The 14664-nt window shown below is 71.8% G+C and carries 15 protein-coding genes and 1 pseudogene; 7 read left to right on the top strand and 9 right to left on the bottom strand.

Annotation, left to right across the window (positions count from 1 at the left end):
* Positions 1-15 precede the first annotated feature (15 nt).
* Together O7553_RS21955 and O7553_RS21950 are read right to left on the bottom strand one after the other, a co-directional pair.
* Positions 16-471 (bottom strand): hypothetical protein, encoded by a 456-nt coding sequence (locus O7553_RS21955; protein WP_281551562.1) that lies wholly within the window; start codon positions 469-471, stop codon positions 16-18.
* A gap of 9 nt (positions 472-480) precedes the next feature.
* Positions 481-1392, bottom strand: coding sequence for a ParA family protein (locus O7553_RS21950; RefSeq protein WP_281551561.1), 912 nt, complete (start codon positions 1390-1392; stop codon positions 481-483).
* A 391-nt stretch (positions 1393-1783) separates the two neighbouring features.
* On the opposite strand from O7553_RS21950, the gene O7553_RS21945 reads away from it, so the two are divergent.
* Complete coding sequence (locus O7553_RS21945) at positions 1784-2371, top strand: hypothetical protein (RefSeq protein WP_281555700.1); 588 nt, start codon at positions 1784-1786, stop codon at positions 2369-2371.
* 80 nt (positions 2372-2451) lie between these two features.
* Here the strand turns inward: O7553_RS21945 and O7553_RS21940 are convergent, their stop codons facing one another.
* Positions 2452-3708 carry a GTP-binding protein gene (locus O7553_RS21940; RefSeq protein ID WP_281551560.1) on the bottom strand — a complete coding sequence of 419 codons (1257 nt, stop codon included), beginning with the start codon at positions 3706-3708 and terminating at the stop codon, positions 2452-2454.
* Positions 3709-3753: 45 nt separating this feature from the next.
* On the opposite strand from O7553_RS21940, the gene O7553_RS21935 reads away from it, so the two are divergent.
* The 5 genes from O7553_RS21935 to O7553_RS21915 all read left to right on the top strand — a co-directional run bounded on the left by O7553_RS21935 (position 3754) and on the right by O7553_RS21915 (position 8895).
* A complete protein-coding gene (locus O7553_RS21935) occupies positions 3754-4239 on the top strand; it encodes a winged helix-turn-helix domain-containing protein (RefSeq protein WP_281551559.1) in 486 nt (161 codons plus the stop codon).
* Between the two features lie 200 nt (positions 4240-4439).
* The gene (locus tag O7553_RS21930) at positions 4440-4727 is read left to right on the top strand and encodes an adhesin (protein WP_123603598.1); all 288 of its coding nucleotides are present in this window, start codon (positions 4440-4442) and stop codon (positions 4725-4727) included.
* A 156-nt stretch (positions 4728-4883) separates the two neighbouring features.
* Positions 4884-7109: a bifunctional diguanylate cyclase/phosphodiesterase gene (locus O7553_RS21925; RefSeq protein WP_281551558.1), complete on the top strand. Its 2226-nt coding sequence runs from the start codon at positions 4884-4886 to the stop codon at positions 7107-7109.
* 93 nt (positions 7110-7202) lie between these two features.
* The gene (locus tag O7553_RS21920; RefSeq protein WP_281551557.1) at positions 7203-8012 is read left to right on the top strand and encodes an SAM-dependent methyltransferase; all 810 of its coding nucleotides are present in this window, start codon (positions 7203-7205) and stop codon (positions 8010-8012) included.
* Between the two features lie 4 nt (positions 8013-8016).
* The gene (locus tag O7553_RS21915; RefSeq protein WP_281551556.1) at positions 8017-8895 is read left to right on the top strand and encodes a helix-turn-helix transcriptional regulator; all 879 of its coding nucleotides are present in this window, start codon (positions 8017-8019) and stop codon (positions 8893-8895) included.
* On the opposite strand, the pseudogene O7553_RS21910 reads toward O7553_RS21915, so the two are convergent.
* Positions 8831-9441: pseudogene (locus tag O7553_RS21910) on the bottom strand (DUF2071 domain-containing protein). The gene O7553_RS21915 and the pseudogene O7553_RS21910 overlap by 65 nt on opposite strands.
* Positions 9442-9525: 84 nt before the next feature.
* Between O7553_RS21910 and O7553_RS21905 the strand changes: the two are divergent.
* On the top strand, positions 9526-9993 hold the full coding sequence (locus tag O7553_RS21905; RefSeq protein ID WP_281551555.1) for a PPOX class F420-dependent oxidoreductase: 468 nt from the start codon (positions 9526-9528) through the stop codon (positions 9991-9993).
* A gap of 50 nt (positions 9994-10043) precedes the next feature.
* Here O7553_RS21905 and O7553_RS21900 read toward each other — a convergent pair whose 3' ends face one another.
* The 5 genes from O7553_RS21900 to O7553_RS21880 all read right to left on the bottom strand — a co-directional run bounded on the left by O7553_RS21900 (position 10044) and on the right by O7553_RS21880 (position 14499).
* Positions 10044-10250, bottom strand: coding sequence for a hypothetical protein (locus tag O7553_RS21900; RefSeq protein ID WP_281551554.1), 207 nt, complete (start codon positions 10248-10250; stop codon positions 10044-10046).
* A 114-nt stretch (positions 10251-10364) separates the two neighbouring features.
* Positions 10365-10487 (bottom strand): hypothetical protein, encoded by a 123-nt coding sequence (locus O7553_RS21895; RefSeq protein WP_281551553.1) that lies wholly within the window; start codon positions 10485-10487, stop codon positions 10365-10367.
* A gap of 120 nt (positions 10488-10607) precedes the next feature.
* On the bottom strand, positions 10608-11318 hold the full coding sequence (locus tag O7553_RS21890) for a hypothetical protein (protein ID WP_281551552.1): 711 nt from the start codon (positions 11316-11318) through the stop codon (positions 10608-10610).
* Entirely contained in the window at positions 11318-13645 is a 2328-nt protein-coding gene (locus O7553_RS21885) for a hypothetical protein (RefSeq protein ID WP_281551551.1), read from the bottom strand. Before O7553_RS21885 ends, O7553_RS21890 begins: the two co-directional genes overlap by 1 nt.
* Positions 13642-14499, bottom strand: a complete 858-nt coding sequence (locus tag O7553_RS21880) for a hypothetical protein (RefSeq protein WP_281551550.1) — start codon at positions 14497-14499, stop codon at positions 13642-13644. Before O7553_RS21880 ends, O7553_RS21885 begins: the two co-directional genes overlap by 4 nt.
* Positions 14500-14664 lie beyond the last annotated feature (165 nt).

Genomic DNA, 14664 nt, shown 5'->3' with positions numbered 1-14664 from the left:
GGTGCTGCGCTGTCGTCAGGAGCTGCTGGCGGGGCGGCTGAGCACCGCCGAGGTGAGCCGCCGGCCGACGGTCGCCTGGACGATGTTCTGCTGGATGACGGACTTGGCGGCCCGGCTCGGCAACGCCACCCCGAGTTCGGTGGCCAGGGCCCGTAGCTCGGCGACCTTCAGCCCGAGATCGTCGAGGTAGCGTCCGGCGGCCACCCGGTCGTCGATCGCCGCCAGGTCGGCGCGGATCCGGTCGCTGTCGACGACGACCGCCGGCTTCGCCGCCTTGACGGCCCGGCTCCGGCGGGTCGGTGCCGGTGCCGGTGCCGCAGGCTGCTGTGGCCCGGCGGTGGCGGTGGCGGTGGCGACCGTCAGCTGCGCGGTGCCGTCGGCGAGTGCGGCCAGTTGCTCCGGCGGCAGGGTACGGAGGAAGTCCGCGACCCGGATCAGGACGGCGTGGGACAGGTCGGCGGCGCTGGTCACAGGACTCTCCTACGGGCGGATCTTGGCGAGGAACTCGCTGGCGAGCTGTTGCAACTCGTACTGGACGTTGACGTTCGCGTCCGGCATCAGGACCGCGGGCAGGCCGTGCTCACCGGCGGAGGCGAACACCGTCTTGTTGTCGCGGATCATCTGCTGGAAGCGCGGGATCTCGATGGTCGCAGGATGGCCGATGAAGTTGCGCAGCGCCAGCAGCGGCCCGTGCCCGGTGTACTGGACCATCGTGAAGACGATGCCGAGGATCTCCGGGCTGATCTGGTCGGCCCGGCCCGCCGCGACCCGGTTGTAGTCGGTCACCAGCTCGGAGACCTTCTTGCGCAGGTAGTCGATGCCGAGCGTGGACAGGTAGTCCGGCCGGGCCGGGATCAGGATGTGGTCGCTGGCGACCACCCCGGTGCGGGTGACCATGGTGAAGTTCGGCGGGCAGTCGACCAGGACGACCTGGTAGTCGGTGAACGCTGGTGCGGCGAGCGCATCGGCGAGCGCCCGGTGCAGGGACAGGAAGCGCGGGCTGCCGTGCTGGAACCGAGATCCGCCCAGGCTGGCGGCGAAGTCGAGGTCGGCGTCGGTGAGCATCAGATGGGACGGCACCAGGTCGAGCCGACCTTCGCTGTGCTGACCGATCACCTCGTTGACGGTGGGCGGGGTGAGCACGTAAGGGTCCAGTGGTGCGGCCCCGCCCCGGTCCAGCACGTCACCGAACCACTGCAGGATGGTCCGTTCGTCGGCCAGCTCCCGTTCCCACATTGTCGGTTCGACGAAGGAGAAGGTCAGGCTGGCCTGCGGGTCCAGGTCGATCAGCAGCACCCGGTGCCCGCGGTACGCGAGTTCAGCCCCGATGTTGGCAGTGAGGGTGGTCTTCCCGACGCCACCTTTGTAGTTGATGACGGACACCACGGTCATCGGCCGCTCCGCACACGCATGGTCAGCAGCATGCCACGCGGACGCCATCGCCCGACCCCGCCGGCCGGAATGATCCGGCGGGCGGCGTCGTTGTGCATGGTCGCGCCACGCAATCCGGCCCGCGGCTCAGGCCGCCGGCCGCCGGTCACCAGGCACAGGCCCGTAGCCGTCAGGCACCGGCCGGGCGGCCCGGCGGGTGGGCCCGGTCGGGAATCGTCGACGGGCCGGCGTGGTTGTACATGGTCACGGCGCGCAGCAGCGCACCCGCGCCACCGCGTCTGACCCCCGTACCACCCGGATGACCGTTTACCGCGCACCCGCCCGCTGTGCCGGGTGTGCCCCCTCGGCAAACGGAAGGTGGACCCCCATGACCACGATCATCACCCGTACCCTGCGTACCAGCCTGCGCACCACCGCCCTCGGCATCGCCGGGCTCACCCTCGCCGGCGGCGCGGTCGCCGCCCCCGCCCTGGCCGCCGACCACGCCCCCACCGCCCTGACCGCACCCGCGGCCGCCGCGAGCAGCGACAGCGTCGACACCGACAAGCTCACCCCGCACGGCGTGCAGGGCGAACAGTCCCGCATCAGCCTGTCCGGCGAGCAGACCGACAACGTCAAGGGCATCATCGCCGCCACGAAGAAGGCCGGCATGCACGAGCGGGCCGCCGTGGTCGCCATCGCCACCGCCCTGCAGGAGTCAAAGCTGGAGAACCTGGGCCACCTCGGTGACCGCAACGACCACGACTCGCAGGGCCTGTTCCAGCAGCGCCCGTCGTCGGGCTGGGGCACCGTCGAGCAGATCACCGACGTGGAGTACTCCACCACCGCGTTCCTGAACGGGCTCAAGGCCGTCGACGGCTGGCAGGACATGCCGCTGACCCAGGCCGCGCAGACCGTCCAGGTGTCGGCGTACCCGGACCACTACGCGCAGTGGGAGACCCAGGCCGCCGAACTCGTCGCCCAGCACTGGAACAGCTGACCCGAAACACCCCAAGCTCAGCGCGAAGGGCCGGACCCCGTACCCCGGGGTCCGGCCCTTTGACGTATGCCCCGGCCGGGTCAGCCGGGGCCGACCCCACCACCGGTGAACGGGTCCGGCAGGTTCCGCCAGCCGGCCTCGCCGTCAGCGAGTTCGGCGTCGGTGAGCAGGCAGGCCGCCAGCCGGCGGTGCAGGTCGACCGGATCGAAGTCGACGCCTACGAAGACCAGGTTGCTGTGCCGGTCGCCGTAGTACGGGTCCCAGTCCAGCGCGGCGGCCAGCCGGCGCTGCGGGCTGGCCTGCTCCCACTGCTCGTCCGGCAGGTCGACCAGCCACCGGCCGAGGGTGCGCAGGGTGAGTCCGCCGCCGGCGCACTCCCAGCCGATCACCGCCTCCGGCCGGTTGGCCAGCCAGAGGTGCCCACGGGACCGCAGCGGACCCGCCGTGACGTCGGCCAACGCGGCGTACAGCCGGGCGGGGTGCAGCGGGCGGCGGGCCCGGAACACCGCGGAGACGACGCCGCAGTCGGCGACCGGCTCGTGCACCCCGATCAGGTGACCCTCGACGCCACGGTCCAGGACCGTCGGCGTTTCCGGCCGGTGCCGGTCGGTGTGCCGCAGTTGGCCGGCGAGCCGGGTGGCGTCGATCGTCGGCTGGTCGCCGGCCCGTAGGTGCACCGCCCACGGGGCCATCCGGGACAGCAGCACACCAAGCCGGTGCGTCTCGAAGGCCTGGTCAATCGACCCGCCCCACAGCACGACCGTGTCGGCGTACTCAATCTGCCGGGCAATCACGTCGGCAAGCCGACGGCGGTCGCCGGGGGCGGCGGCGATGCCGAGTTGACCGAGGTCGTCGGTGCTGGCCAGGCCGTCGAGCAGGTGGTCGGCGGCGACGACCGTGACGTACGAGTCGAACCGGACCAGGTCGCAGACCGTTCGCCCGGCCACCCGGCCGTGCGCGCAGGCGGCGGCGAGCGTCTCCGGTTCGACCACTTCGGGCAGGACCAGCACGATGTCCCGGCCGGGTCGGGCGGCGGCGAGCCGGGCCAACGTGGTCGGCGCGTCCGCCCGCAGGGTGCAGCAGACGCAGCCGTCGACGAGGTCGAGGCGGACGTCTTCGACCGGGCCGGTGCCGTCGCGGAGCACCCGGTGCGGGGCACCGTCGTGTGCCGGGCCGACGTCGTAGCGGACGACGAGCAGGGCCGGGTCGGCGGCGAGCAGGGTCCGGGCGACGGCCATCGTGGCGGCGGGCCAGAAACCGGACAGTACGGTGACCGCCGGGCGGGTGGTGGCGGCCCGGTGGGTGGTACGGCCGACCGGAGCTGACGGTGACGGCATGCACGCCCCCTCGACTGAAATGAAAACCGTTGTCATTATAACCGGATGGACGCCACCCTTCGAGCCCACCTCATGGATCTGCTGGAGCACCTGGCCGGCGAGCAGGTGCTGACCGGTGCCGACCGCCGCCCGGTCGCGGGACCGCCGGCCGGCCATCCCGTCGGGCACCCCGCACTACGGATCTACCCGGAGGCCAGGATGGTGCTGCTCGGAGCCGACGAGATCCAACTGACCCGTCGCGAGTTCGATCTGCTGCACTGCTTCGCCAGCCACCCTCGGCAGGTGTTCACCCGGGCCCAGCTGCTCGACCGGGTCTGCGGGCACCGCCGGTCCGGGCCGCGCAGTATCGATGTGCACATCCGCCGGTTGCGAGCCAAGCTCGGCGACGACCTCCCGGTGGTGCGAACCGTCCACGGAGTGGGATACCGCCTGGACGGCGCTTTACCGGTCACCGTCGCCCGGCTGGCCGGCGCCGACGACGCGATCGGCAGCCACATCGGCGACAGTCGGGTAACGTGGAGATTTGACTGATTGGTGGATGTCCGGCACGGTGGGCGGGTAGACGGCCGCTGACCGACCCAGTCCCTGGAGCTTCCGCCGCCCGCCCTGACCGCCCGCCGCGCACTGTCCGCCGCGCCGTCAGCCCCAAACCCGACATTGCCGCTGAGCCGCCTCGCCGCGTGAGCCATCACCTGTTTCCGGTAGTTCCGAAATCCGATCAAGGAGTTGTCATGCTGACCATGACCGACAACGCGGTCTTCGTGATTCGCGAGATCACCACTCAGCAGCAGGCACCGGAGAGCGCCGGCCTGCGGATCTCGGCCGACCCGACCGCCGGGTCGCTCACCCTGACCGTCGCCGAGCAGCCGATCGCGGGCGACCAGGTGGTGGATTCGTCCGGTGCCCGTGTCTTCCTCGACGCCGAGGCGGCCAACCTGCTGCAGGACAAGTCACTCGACGCCGCAGTGGACGACGACGGCGGCGTGCGCTTCGGGATCGCCGAGCAGCCAGCCGGCTGAGCGAACAGGACGTCGCAGAGCCGTTGGCGGGCACCGTACCGACGGGTGTCCGCCAGCGGCTGACCGGCCGCGATGGAAGGTCCACCCGGTCAGGTCCCTTGTAAACTCGCCGACAGCCTGCCTTGCGGTATCCGTCACGGACGATAGATTCCGCCGGTGGCAGCAGACAGACCTGGCGGGGCGCGTCGTTGGGCCGTCGTCGCCGGGGTCCTGACAATCACCGTCGAGGCGGGGTGGCTGCTGGCCGGCGGCCCAGCCGCTGCACTGGTCAGCGACCTCGGCGCAATCACCGTCGCCAGTTGCGCCGCCACCGCCTGTGGGATCGCTGCCCGCCGCCACCCACCGCAGCTTCGCCGATTCTGGGTGCTGCTGGCGACGACCATGACCCTTGCCGCCATCGGCCGGGTCGTCTGGACCGTCGGCCGGCTCACCGCCAACGCACTGCCACACACCCCACTGATCGGCCTGATCTTCTTCGCCGGCCTCGTCACCGGAACCGCCGCGCTGCTCAGCGCGGTCTCCGCACCGCGTAGCGCGGTCGGCCGGGCCCGGGTGCTGCTGGACGGGGTGATCGTCGGGCTGGCGCTGCTCCCGGTCGCCTGGGTGGTCGTGTACCGGGACATGGCCAGCGCAGAACTGGACGGTACGGCGACGGCGCTCGGCATGTTCTACCCGATGCTGGACCTGATCCAGCTTGTCGTCCTGATCTCGGTCGCCGGACCGGCTCGACCGCTGTGGCCGGCGCTGACCCTGCTCGGAGTCAGCCTCGCGGTGCGGGCCGGGGCGGACGCCGTCTACGTTTCGATGATCGCCCAGGGCACCTACCAGCCCGGTCACCCGGTGGACGTCTGCTGGCCGCTCAGCTACCTGCTGGTCGCGCTGGCCAGCCGGCACCCGCCCCCAGCCGACCTCGATCAAACCGACGAGACCGCCGAGCCGCCGCCGCTGCCGTGGTGGCGGGTCGCGCTGCCGTACCTGACTGTCGGCGCGGCGATCGCAGCGGTCCTCACCGCCGGCGAACCGTCGTCGGTGATCTATGCCAGCGGTGTCGCGCTGCTCGCCGCGCTGGCCGTCCGGCAGGCCCTGGCCGCGAACGAGAACCGCCGGCTCGCCGCCCGGCTGCGCCGGCTCGCCTATACCGACCAGTTGACCAGGCTGCCGAACCGGCTGCTGTTCACCCGCCAGCTGCGGCAGTCGATCGCGGCACTGACCGAGCCGGGCCGCGTCGCCGTCCTGCTGCTCGACCTCGACGGGTTCAAACAGGTCAACGACCGGTTCGGTCACGCCACCGGGGACGCGATGCTCAGCGAGGTGGCGGCCCGGATGCGGTCCGCCGTTGGCGACGCGGGGCTGCTCGCCCGGCTCGGCGGCGACGAGTTCGCCGTCCTGCTCGACCCGGCCCGGGACCCGGCCGGGCTGGCCGACCGGCTGCTCGCGGTGCTCGCCGACGGCACAGTCACCTCGGCGAGCATCGGCATCGCCGAGTACGGGCCGCACCACAACGGCGACGCCGATCTGCTGCGCGACGCCGACATCGCAATGTACGCGGCGAAGGCAGCCGGCAAGTCCGCGTACCGGTTCTGTACGCCGCAGCTGCGCAGGGCGGCGGTCGACCGGGCCGAACTGATCGCCGACCTGCGTCGGGCGGTCGACGACGGCGGCCAGTTCGAGCTGGCGTACCAGCCGATCGTCGATGTCGGCACCGGTCGGATCGGCGGCGCGGAAGCGCTGGTGCGGTGGCGGCACCCCCGGCTCGGGCTGCTCAGCCCCGCCCGGTTCCTGCCGCTGGCCGAGGAGACCGGTCTGGTGCTGCCGCTGGACCGGTGGGTGCTCGCCACTGCCTGCCACGACGCGGCCGCCTGGCAGCAGCTGGCGCCCGGCACCACGGTGGCGGTCAACCTGGCGCCGGCCCAGCTGCGCCGCCCGGATCTGATCGCCATGGTGGCCGGGGCAGTGTCGGTGGCCGGGCTGGCCGCCCCCCGGCTGACCCTGGAGCTGACCGAGACGGCACTGATCGACAGCACCGACGAGGTGCTGTCCCGACTCGCCCAGCTGCGTGAACTCGACGTACGGATCTCGATCGACGACTTCGGCACCGGCTATTCGTCGCTGAGTTACCTGCACCGCCTGCCGGCCACCGACCTGAAGATCGACCGGTCTTTCGTGGACCGGCTCGACTCGCCCGACCCGAAGGCCTACGCCACGGTCGAGATGGTCACCCGGCTGGCCGACGCGTTCGGGCTGGTGGTGGTCGCCGAAGGGGTGGAGACCGAGATGCAGCACGGTGCGGTCGCGGCGATCGGCTGCCAGCGGGCGCAGGGCTACCGGTATGGCCGGCCGCAGCCGGTGGCCCAGCTCCGTGAGCTGATCATCGCACGGTGACTGGAACTTCCACATGCGAGCATGGTCATGTTGATCTGCCGTGGTTATGCTGGCAAGCCGTCGAATACGCCCGATCCGTGAGGGATACTACAGATGGTCGATGAATCCAATGGCGGCTCGCGCCCGGTGCCCAAGTTGGACACCTCGGTGCCGCAGACGGCCCGGATCTGGAATCACTGGCTGGGCGGCAAGGACAACTACGCCGTCGACCGCGAGGTCGCTGACCAGATCAGGGCGGCGTTCCCGCAGATCGTGGAAAATGCCCGGCTCTCCCGGGGCTTCTTGGTCCGGTCGGTGCGCTACCTGACCGGGCAGGTCGGGATCCGGCAGTTCCTGGACATCGGCACCGGCCTGCCGACCGCCGACAACACCCACGAGGTGGCCCAGGCGGTGGCTCCGGAGACCCGGATCGTCTACGTCGACAACGACCCGCTGGTCCTGGCGCACGCCCGGGCGTTGCTGACCAGCACGCCGCAAGGCGTGACCGACTACGTCGACGCCGACCTGCGCGACCCCGCGTCGATCCTGCGCGAAGCCGGCCGTACCCTCGATTTCAGCCAGCCGATCGGTCTGATGCTGATGGGCATCCTCGGGCACATCGCCTCCGACGACGAGGCCCGCGACATCGTGCGCAGCCTGCTCGATGTCCTGCCGTCCGGCAGCCACCTCGCGCTCTACGACGGTGGCGACACCAGCCCCGGGGTGGTCGAGGCCGCCCGGATCTGGAACCAGTCCGCGAACCCGCAGTACCATCTGCGCAGCCCGGATCGGATCGAACGGTTCTTCGACGGGCTCACTCTGGTGGAGCCGGGGGTGGTGTCGGTGACCCGGTGGCGGCCGGAGCCGGAGCAGGCACACGCGCCCGCCATCGACCAGTACTGCGGCGTCGGCCGTAAGCCGTGAGCCGATGAGCGTCGTCGGGCACCGGGAGTACGCCGCCGGCGGACCGACGGTCCGCCGGATGCAGCTCGGTGCTCGGCTGCGCCGACTACGCGAGGCCAAGGGGATCAGCCGGGAGGACGCCGGCTGGACCATCCGGGCCTCCGAGTCGAAGATCAGTCGGATGGAGCTGGGCCGGGTCGGGTTCAAGGAACGCGACGTGGACGACCTGCTCACCCTTTACGGTGTAACCGACCACCTGGAACGCGACGAGCTGATCACCCTCGCCCGGGAGACCAACCAGCCAGGCTGGTGGCATCCGTACGGCGACCTGCTGCCCACCTGGTTCCAGTACTACCTGGACCTGGAGTCGGCGGCCAGCCTGATCCGCACCTACGAGATCCAGTTCGTGCCGGGGCTGCTGCAGACCGAGGAGTACGCCCGCGCGGTCATCGACATCGGGTTCAGCGAGTCCGGTGTCCGTGAGGTGGACCGCCGGGTCGAGCTGCGGATGGCTCGCAAGCGGGTGCTGGACCGGGCCGACGCACCCCGCGTCTGGGCGGTGATCGACGAGGCGGTGCTGTGCCGGCCGATCGGCGGAGCGCGGGTGCTGCGCGGGCAGATCGAGGCGCTCGCCGAGGCGAGCGAGCAGCCGGGCGTACGGCTGCAGGTGGTCCGGTTCCGCAGCGGCGGGCACGCGGCAGCCGGCGGGGCCTTCAGCATCCTGCGCTTCCCGGAGCAGGAGCTACCCGACGTGGTCTACCTGGAGCACCTGACCAGCGCGCTCTACCTGGACAAGCGGGAGGAGGTCGACCGGTACGCGGCCGCCGTCGGGCGGCTTTTCATCGAGGCCGACCCGCCGGACCGGAGTCGGGACGTGCTGCACCGCGCGTTGCGCGACCTGTGACGGTGACCGGCCGCCCGAACCGGACCGGCACGCCGGGGGAGTAGAGGACGCTCACCGGCGGGCCCTCCGGTGCCGGCAGCCCGCCGGCGGTGACCAGGTCGTCGGCCAGGTCGACCAGCTCAGCCCGGTGCAAAGGCCACTGTGGGCGCGGTCCAGCCGCATCCGCGACCACAGGTACGGCAGCCGCAGGATGGCCATCGCCACCAGCACCGGCAGCAGCCGGGCCGCGTCCAGGGACCGGAACACCACCCCGCGCCGGCCGGCGTCGTCGACCGAGTAGAGCCGTACGTTCGTTTCGCAGAAGGTGCCCAGGTACGGGATGCCCGGACCGGGACCCAGACCGACGCCGACCATCCGGAACCCGATCAGCCCGACATAGCTGGTGCCGTAGAGGGTGTCCGGGCGGGTGCCCGGCGGCAGCAGCGGAGCGACCACCGCCGGGTCCACCGGCCAGTGCAGGAACGCCAGATCGTGCCAGCCCTGCACCAGGACCGGCCGGCGGACCGGGCGCGGTGCGGTGACGGTGACCGGCTCCGGCGGCGGCATCTCGGTACGGCTCATACGATCATCCTGACAGCCCAGCACACCCGTCTCCGCAGCCGACTGCGGCGAACCTGAGGAGCCGTACACATGGCACGTGCCATCGCGACGAACACCCGCGTCGACCGGGCCGGCCTGGTCGATTTTCTGCGGACCCGGCACCGGGCGGTCCTGATCACCACCCGCGCCGACGGCCGCCCGCAGGCGTCCCCGGTCACCTGCGGGGTCGACGCCGACGGCCGGCTGCTGGTCGCCACCTACCCGGACCGGGCGAAAACGGTCAACATCCGCCGTGACCCGACGGTGTCCGCCTGTGTCGTCTCCGACGACTGGAACGGACCGTGGGTGCAGCTCGACGGGGTGGCAGCGGTGATCGACATGCCGGACGCGCTGGACGGGCTCGTCGACTACTACCGCTGCGTCGCCGGCGAGCATCCGGACTGGGACGAGTACCGCGCGGCGATGCGCCGGCAGGACAAGTCGTTGATCCGGATGGTCGTGGACCGCTGGGGGCCGATCGCCACCGGCGGCTTTCCGCCGCACCTCGCCGACGACTGACAGCGCACCGGTCCGGTCACTCGGAAGGTCCGGTCACTCGGAAGGTCCGGTCACTCGGACGGCTCGGGGAGGTCGCAGTCGATCTTCGGGTTGACGCCAATGTAGTTCAACGGTCCGGCGATCACCGTCACGACCGTGGTGCCGGCATGGGCACAGTTGGTGTCGTCGCGTTCGAAGTAGCCGCGTTGCACCGCCGCGACCACCCCGATCACCAGCCAGATGAGCACGATCACGCCGGATATCGAACCGCCACGCATCACTGCCTCCTCAACTCGTCGACGCCGTACCGGCCCCGCCGCACCTGCTGGTGGTGGGATCCGGCCGGCGGATGGGCAACCTGGTACCCAGTGACGTCGCTGAGGTAACCGTCCTCACGGCCCGGCCCGGCGCCAGAACTGCCGCCCGCCGGCGCAGCGCCGAGCCAGCACCGACCCGGCGAGCAGGCCGACCGCCGTACCGCTCGGTCGCGCCCGGACCGACGACCACCCGGCCACCGCCGAACGGACCAGGCGATGTCACGGCGCCGGCTGCTGTCCCGGCTGGAGCTGAACAACCGGGTGCAGATCGCCGTACTGGTGCACGACGCCGACCTGACCTGAGTACGGGGTCGGCGGTCACGCGTCGAGGACCCGGCCGGCGAGGTCACCCCGGTCGAAGGAGACGAACACATCGCCGAGCCGGTCCAGCAGGTACCGCCGTTCGTCGGCGGTGAGACCACCGACGAAGTCCTGCACCGTCTCGGCGATCACCGCGGTCTGCTGGTCGCCGCCACCGGTCAGCTTCGCGGCGACCTGTTCGAAGGTGTCGTCGAGCAGCGACGTCAACGCGTCCGGGTGGTGCATGAACCAGTAGGACCGAGCGGTCGCCGGGTCGGTGAGCACCTTGTCCCGCAGGTAGCCCATCTGCTCCTGCTCCAACTGCTGCCGCAGCCGCTGCATCCGCAGCTCCCGGGTGAGCTTGTCGACCGTCTGCGTGTCCTGCTCGGCCTGGGCGTCCACCGCCAGTCTGACCGTGCAGCCCAGGAGCCGCAGGTGCGAGGCGGTCAGATCCATCTGCGGCAGCCGGGTGTTCAGCTCGGCCTCCAGCATGGTCCGCTCGGTGACCCTGCGCGGGGCGGCGATCCGGCGGGCCGCGTCCAGCATGCACCAGCGGACAGTGGCGGCGGCCCGGTCATGCTGGCGCAGCGGCTGCCACGCAGTGGCGAACGTGGCGACGAACTCGGTGCCGGACAGCGCTGCCGGTAGCCGGTCGGTGAACTCGTCCTGGTCCGGACCGGGCAGCACCGGTACGGGGCTGCTACGGAACACGTCGAAGAAACCGGGCATCACAACTCCTCGGCGGCACTGGAGAGCAGAGACGGCAGTAGCGGTGCGGGCCGTGGGCGGGCCGCGATCGGGTTCGCACGGCGCAGCTGGTCGACGAGGTGCCGGCGGAGTTCCGCCTGACGCGCCGGGTCGTCGGTGGCCGGCCAGGCGGTCAGCAGCGCGCGCAGCCGGGCCACCCGCCGGGCGGCGGCGGGACCGGCGGTGACGGTGCGGCCGAGGACGTGGGTGAGCGCGTCGACCAGCCCGGGGTCGGCCGCCGCGTCGTCGAACCACCGGTGCAGCAGAGCTTCGACGCTGCCCGGCAGCTGCCGGACGTCCAGCACGCGGCCCAGCGCCACCCCGATCGCGTCCTGGACCACCGGGGTGGCCACGACGAGTTCGGCGAGCACCCGGTCGGGCTGCCGGACCGGCGCCTGTGGCCCGGTGGGCTGGTCGGCTGGTCCGTGCGCCGGGTCGACTGGGCCGTGCGCTGGGCCGTCGCCGGCCCGAGGCTGCTCCGGCCGGCCGAGTAGATTCAGCGCGACGGCGGCGAGCGCGGCCCGCCGCGGCTGGTCGTCGGCCAGCCAGTGCGCCAACCGCAGCAGCACCGGCTGGCGCAGCGCCGGCCGCCGCCACAGTGCCGCCAGCGCGGTGAGTACCGCCTCGTCGACCTCGGCGATGTCGTGCCGGGCCAGGTGGCCCAGCCGGACCATCGCCTGTTCGACGTAGAAGTCGGCGAACTCGCCACCGCAGACCTCGGCCACCGCGATCAGCACGGCCGGGTTGCTGCTGCCCTGCGCCCAGCGGTAGAGCTGCTGGCGGACGGCGGCACCGATCTCCGGGCTGAGCGCGGCGATGCCCAGCACGTGTACCAGCGCCCCGCGCAGCCCGGCGCGCCGGCTCCAGGCCGGTGCCACCTGGCTGAGAATCTCGGGGGTACGCCGCCGGAGCGCGGTGTGCAGCACCAGTTCGGCGCTGCGGGTGGCCAACGCACGGTCGACGGGACCGCGCCGCTGTCCGCCCCGCAGCGGCAGCTCGGACACCCACCGCCACAGTTCGCGCTGGAACGTGTCGGCCCGGTCGGTGATGACGAAATCGAGCACCGCCTCGGCGTACCGGGCCCGGCGGTAGCGGACCGTGTGATCGTCGTCGAGGTACGCGTCGACGGTCTCGACCAGGGTACGGACGCCAGCGTGCCCGAGGCTGGCCGGTGGTGCGTCGGTGCCGGCGAGCCGGGCGTCGAGCGCCTCGGCGGCACTGAGCACCCGTCCCGCCGGGGCACCCTCCAACGCTGCGGCGGCGACCAGGAACGCCCGGTGGCGTGGGTCGGGATGGTGGTGGAACCAGGCGGTCAGCTCCACCTCCCAGTTGCGGTACGCCGAGACCAGCGCCTCGACCAGTTGCCGGCCGGCGTCGGTTCCGGCGGTGACCGGCGGGCCGGCCGGCCCAGGCTGGGCGGTCAGCACGTCGGCGGCGAGCTGGGCCAGCCGGACCGCTTCGGCGGGTGACGCGTCAACCAACAGCTCGGCGATCTGCGGCTGACCGGTCAGCCAGTCGAGCGCCAGATCCGGCCGAAGCTGATGCAGCCGCCGGCCGAGGACCAGATCGGCGGGTGGTGCCGCCACGTGCAGCACCGGGCCGTCGCGTACCGCGCCGAGCTGCTCCCAGGTCGTACCGGTGACGGTGACCGCGATGGCCGAACCCCGCCGGGCCAGGCTGTCGCAGTAGGCAGCGATGTCCCGGGCAAAGCCGTACCGGATGTGCGGGGCGTGTTCGGGCAGTTCGAGCAGGTACGCGTAGCCCGGCGCGACCGGCAGCTCCGCGATGGTCAGCTGTTCGCCACGGGCAGGGTCGAAAGTCGGCCGGATCTCCCGCAGCCGTAGCCCGGTGCCGTGCAGCAGCCGCAGCGCGGCCGTGTACCGCCCGGTCCCGGGGCCGCCGACCAGGATCACTCCGCCGTCCCGACGCATCCGGGCGACCGCGGTCTCGGCGGTCAGCCGGTCGCCTGCGACGGTGCGGTAGCCCGGGTCGACGAATCCGGCCAGCCGGTCCCGCACGTACTCGGCACTGAGCTCGTGGTAGTCCCGTACCCGCTGGACGTACTGGTGCAGACCGCCGTAGACGACATTGGCGACCTGCCCGTCGTTGTGGTCGACGGTCACGGCGGCACCGGTGCCGCCGGCTGGCAGGTCGGTACCGCCGCCGTCGAGCTCGTCCAGCGCGTCGAGGTCATCGAGGTCAGCCAGCTCCGGTAGGTCCCGGTCGGCGAGCTCCGGTAGGTCCTGGTCGGCCGGCTCCGGCCGGTCGGGCTCGGCGAGTTCCGGCAGGTTCCGGTCGGTACGGATCATCCGTGACGTCCGCCCCGGGACTGCCACATCCCACCGTTGACCTGGTTGGCCGCCTGCCCGGAGTTGCTGCGGATTCGCAGCTCGCCGGTCTGCGCGGGCTGTCGACCGCCGGCGTTGCCGGTGGGTGCGCGTTCGCTGTCCGGTGCCGCCGGGCCGCCCGCTGACTCGGGCACCGTCGGCTGCGGGGCGAACCGTGGCACCGCCAGCAGACTGCCGGACGGCTCCGGCACGTACAGCCAGGCCTGCTGGCTGAAGCTCTTGCCCGGCACGGTCGCCGAGACCTCGATGAAGTGGTCCGGATGCCGGCTGGTGTAGCCGGCCCGGACGACGTCGGTGAAGACCCGGTCGGACAGGATCGCCGCGACGTGGGTGATCGTCGGCTGGGCCGAGTCGAGCATGATCCGGACCGCGTCGGAGTCGAGTAGCCGGTGCGTCTCGTTGCGGGCGGTGCCGTTGCCGGCCCGCTCCGGCCGGTCCGGATCGACCGGCAGCGGCCCGACGTGCAGGCTGGCACGCAGCCGGATGACCGGCTGGCCGCGCGAGACACCGGCGTTGTATTCGGCCAGCACGTGCTGCAGCACCGCCAGGAACGGGTGCACCAGGGCGGGGAGCAGCCGGGTCGGTACGCCGATCGCGAGCCCGTCGCCGCTGTCGCCGTAGAACAGCGGGTCCTGCCAGGCTTCGCCGATCGCCGCCGCGTCGAAGGCCTGCTGGACCAATTGGGGAATGAGCTGGTTGATGTCCTGATGGGTGCCGCCGGGCTCGGCGGTGAAACCTTTGGCGTCGACGGCGAGGATGCCGGTGTATGGCGGCAACTCCCGGGTCACGGTGAATGGCGGAGGGGTGACGACCACCGGTGCTCCTGTCGAAGGTCGAGTTTCGTCGGCTCCGCATCGTGCCCAAGTTGCCCGATGTTTTCTGCCAACCAGTGGGCAACGCGGCCATCAATGGACCAAGATGGTCACCGGGTGGCCGGTCCGCGACCCGGACCGAACTGATCGCGGCTCCGCCCAGACAAT

The sequence above is a fragment of the Solwaraspora sp. WMMA2059 genome (assembly GCF_027497315.1).
In the GTDB taxonomy this organism is placed as follows: domain Bacteria; phylum Actinomycetota; class Actinomycetes; order Mycobacteriales; family Micromonosporaceae; genus Micromonospora_E.
Note: the sequence above shows the minus strand (reverse complement) of the source record. Positions and strands in the feature narration are given on the sequence as shown.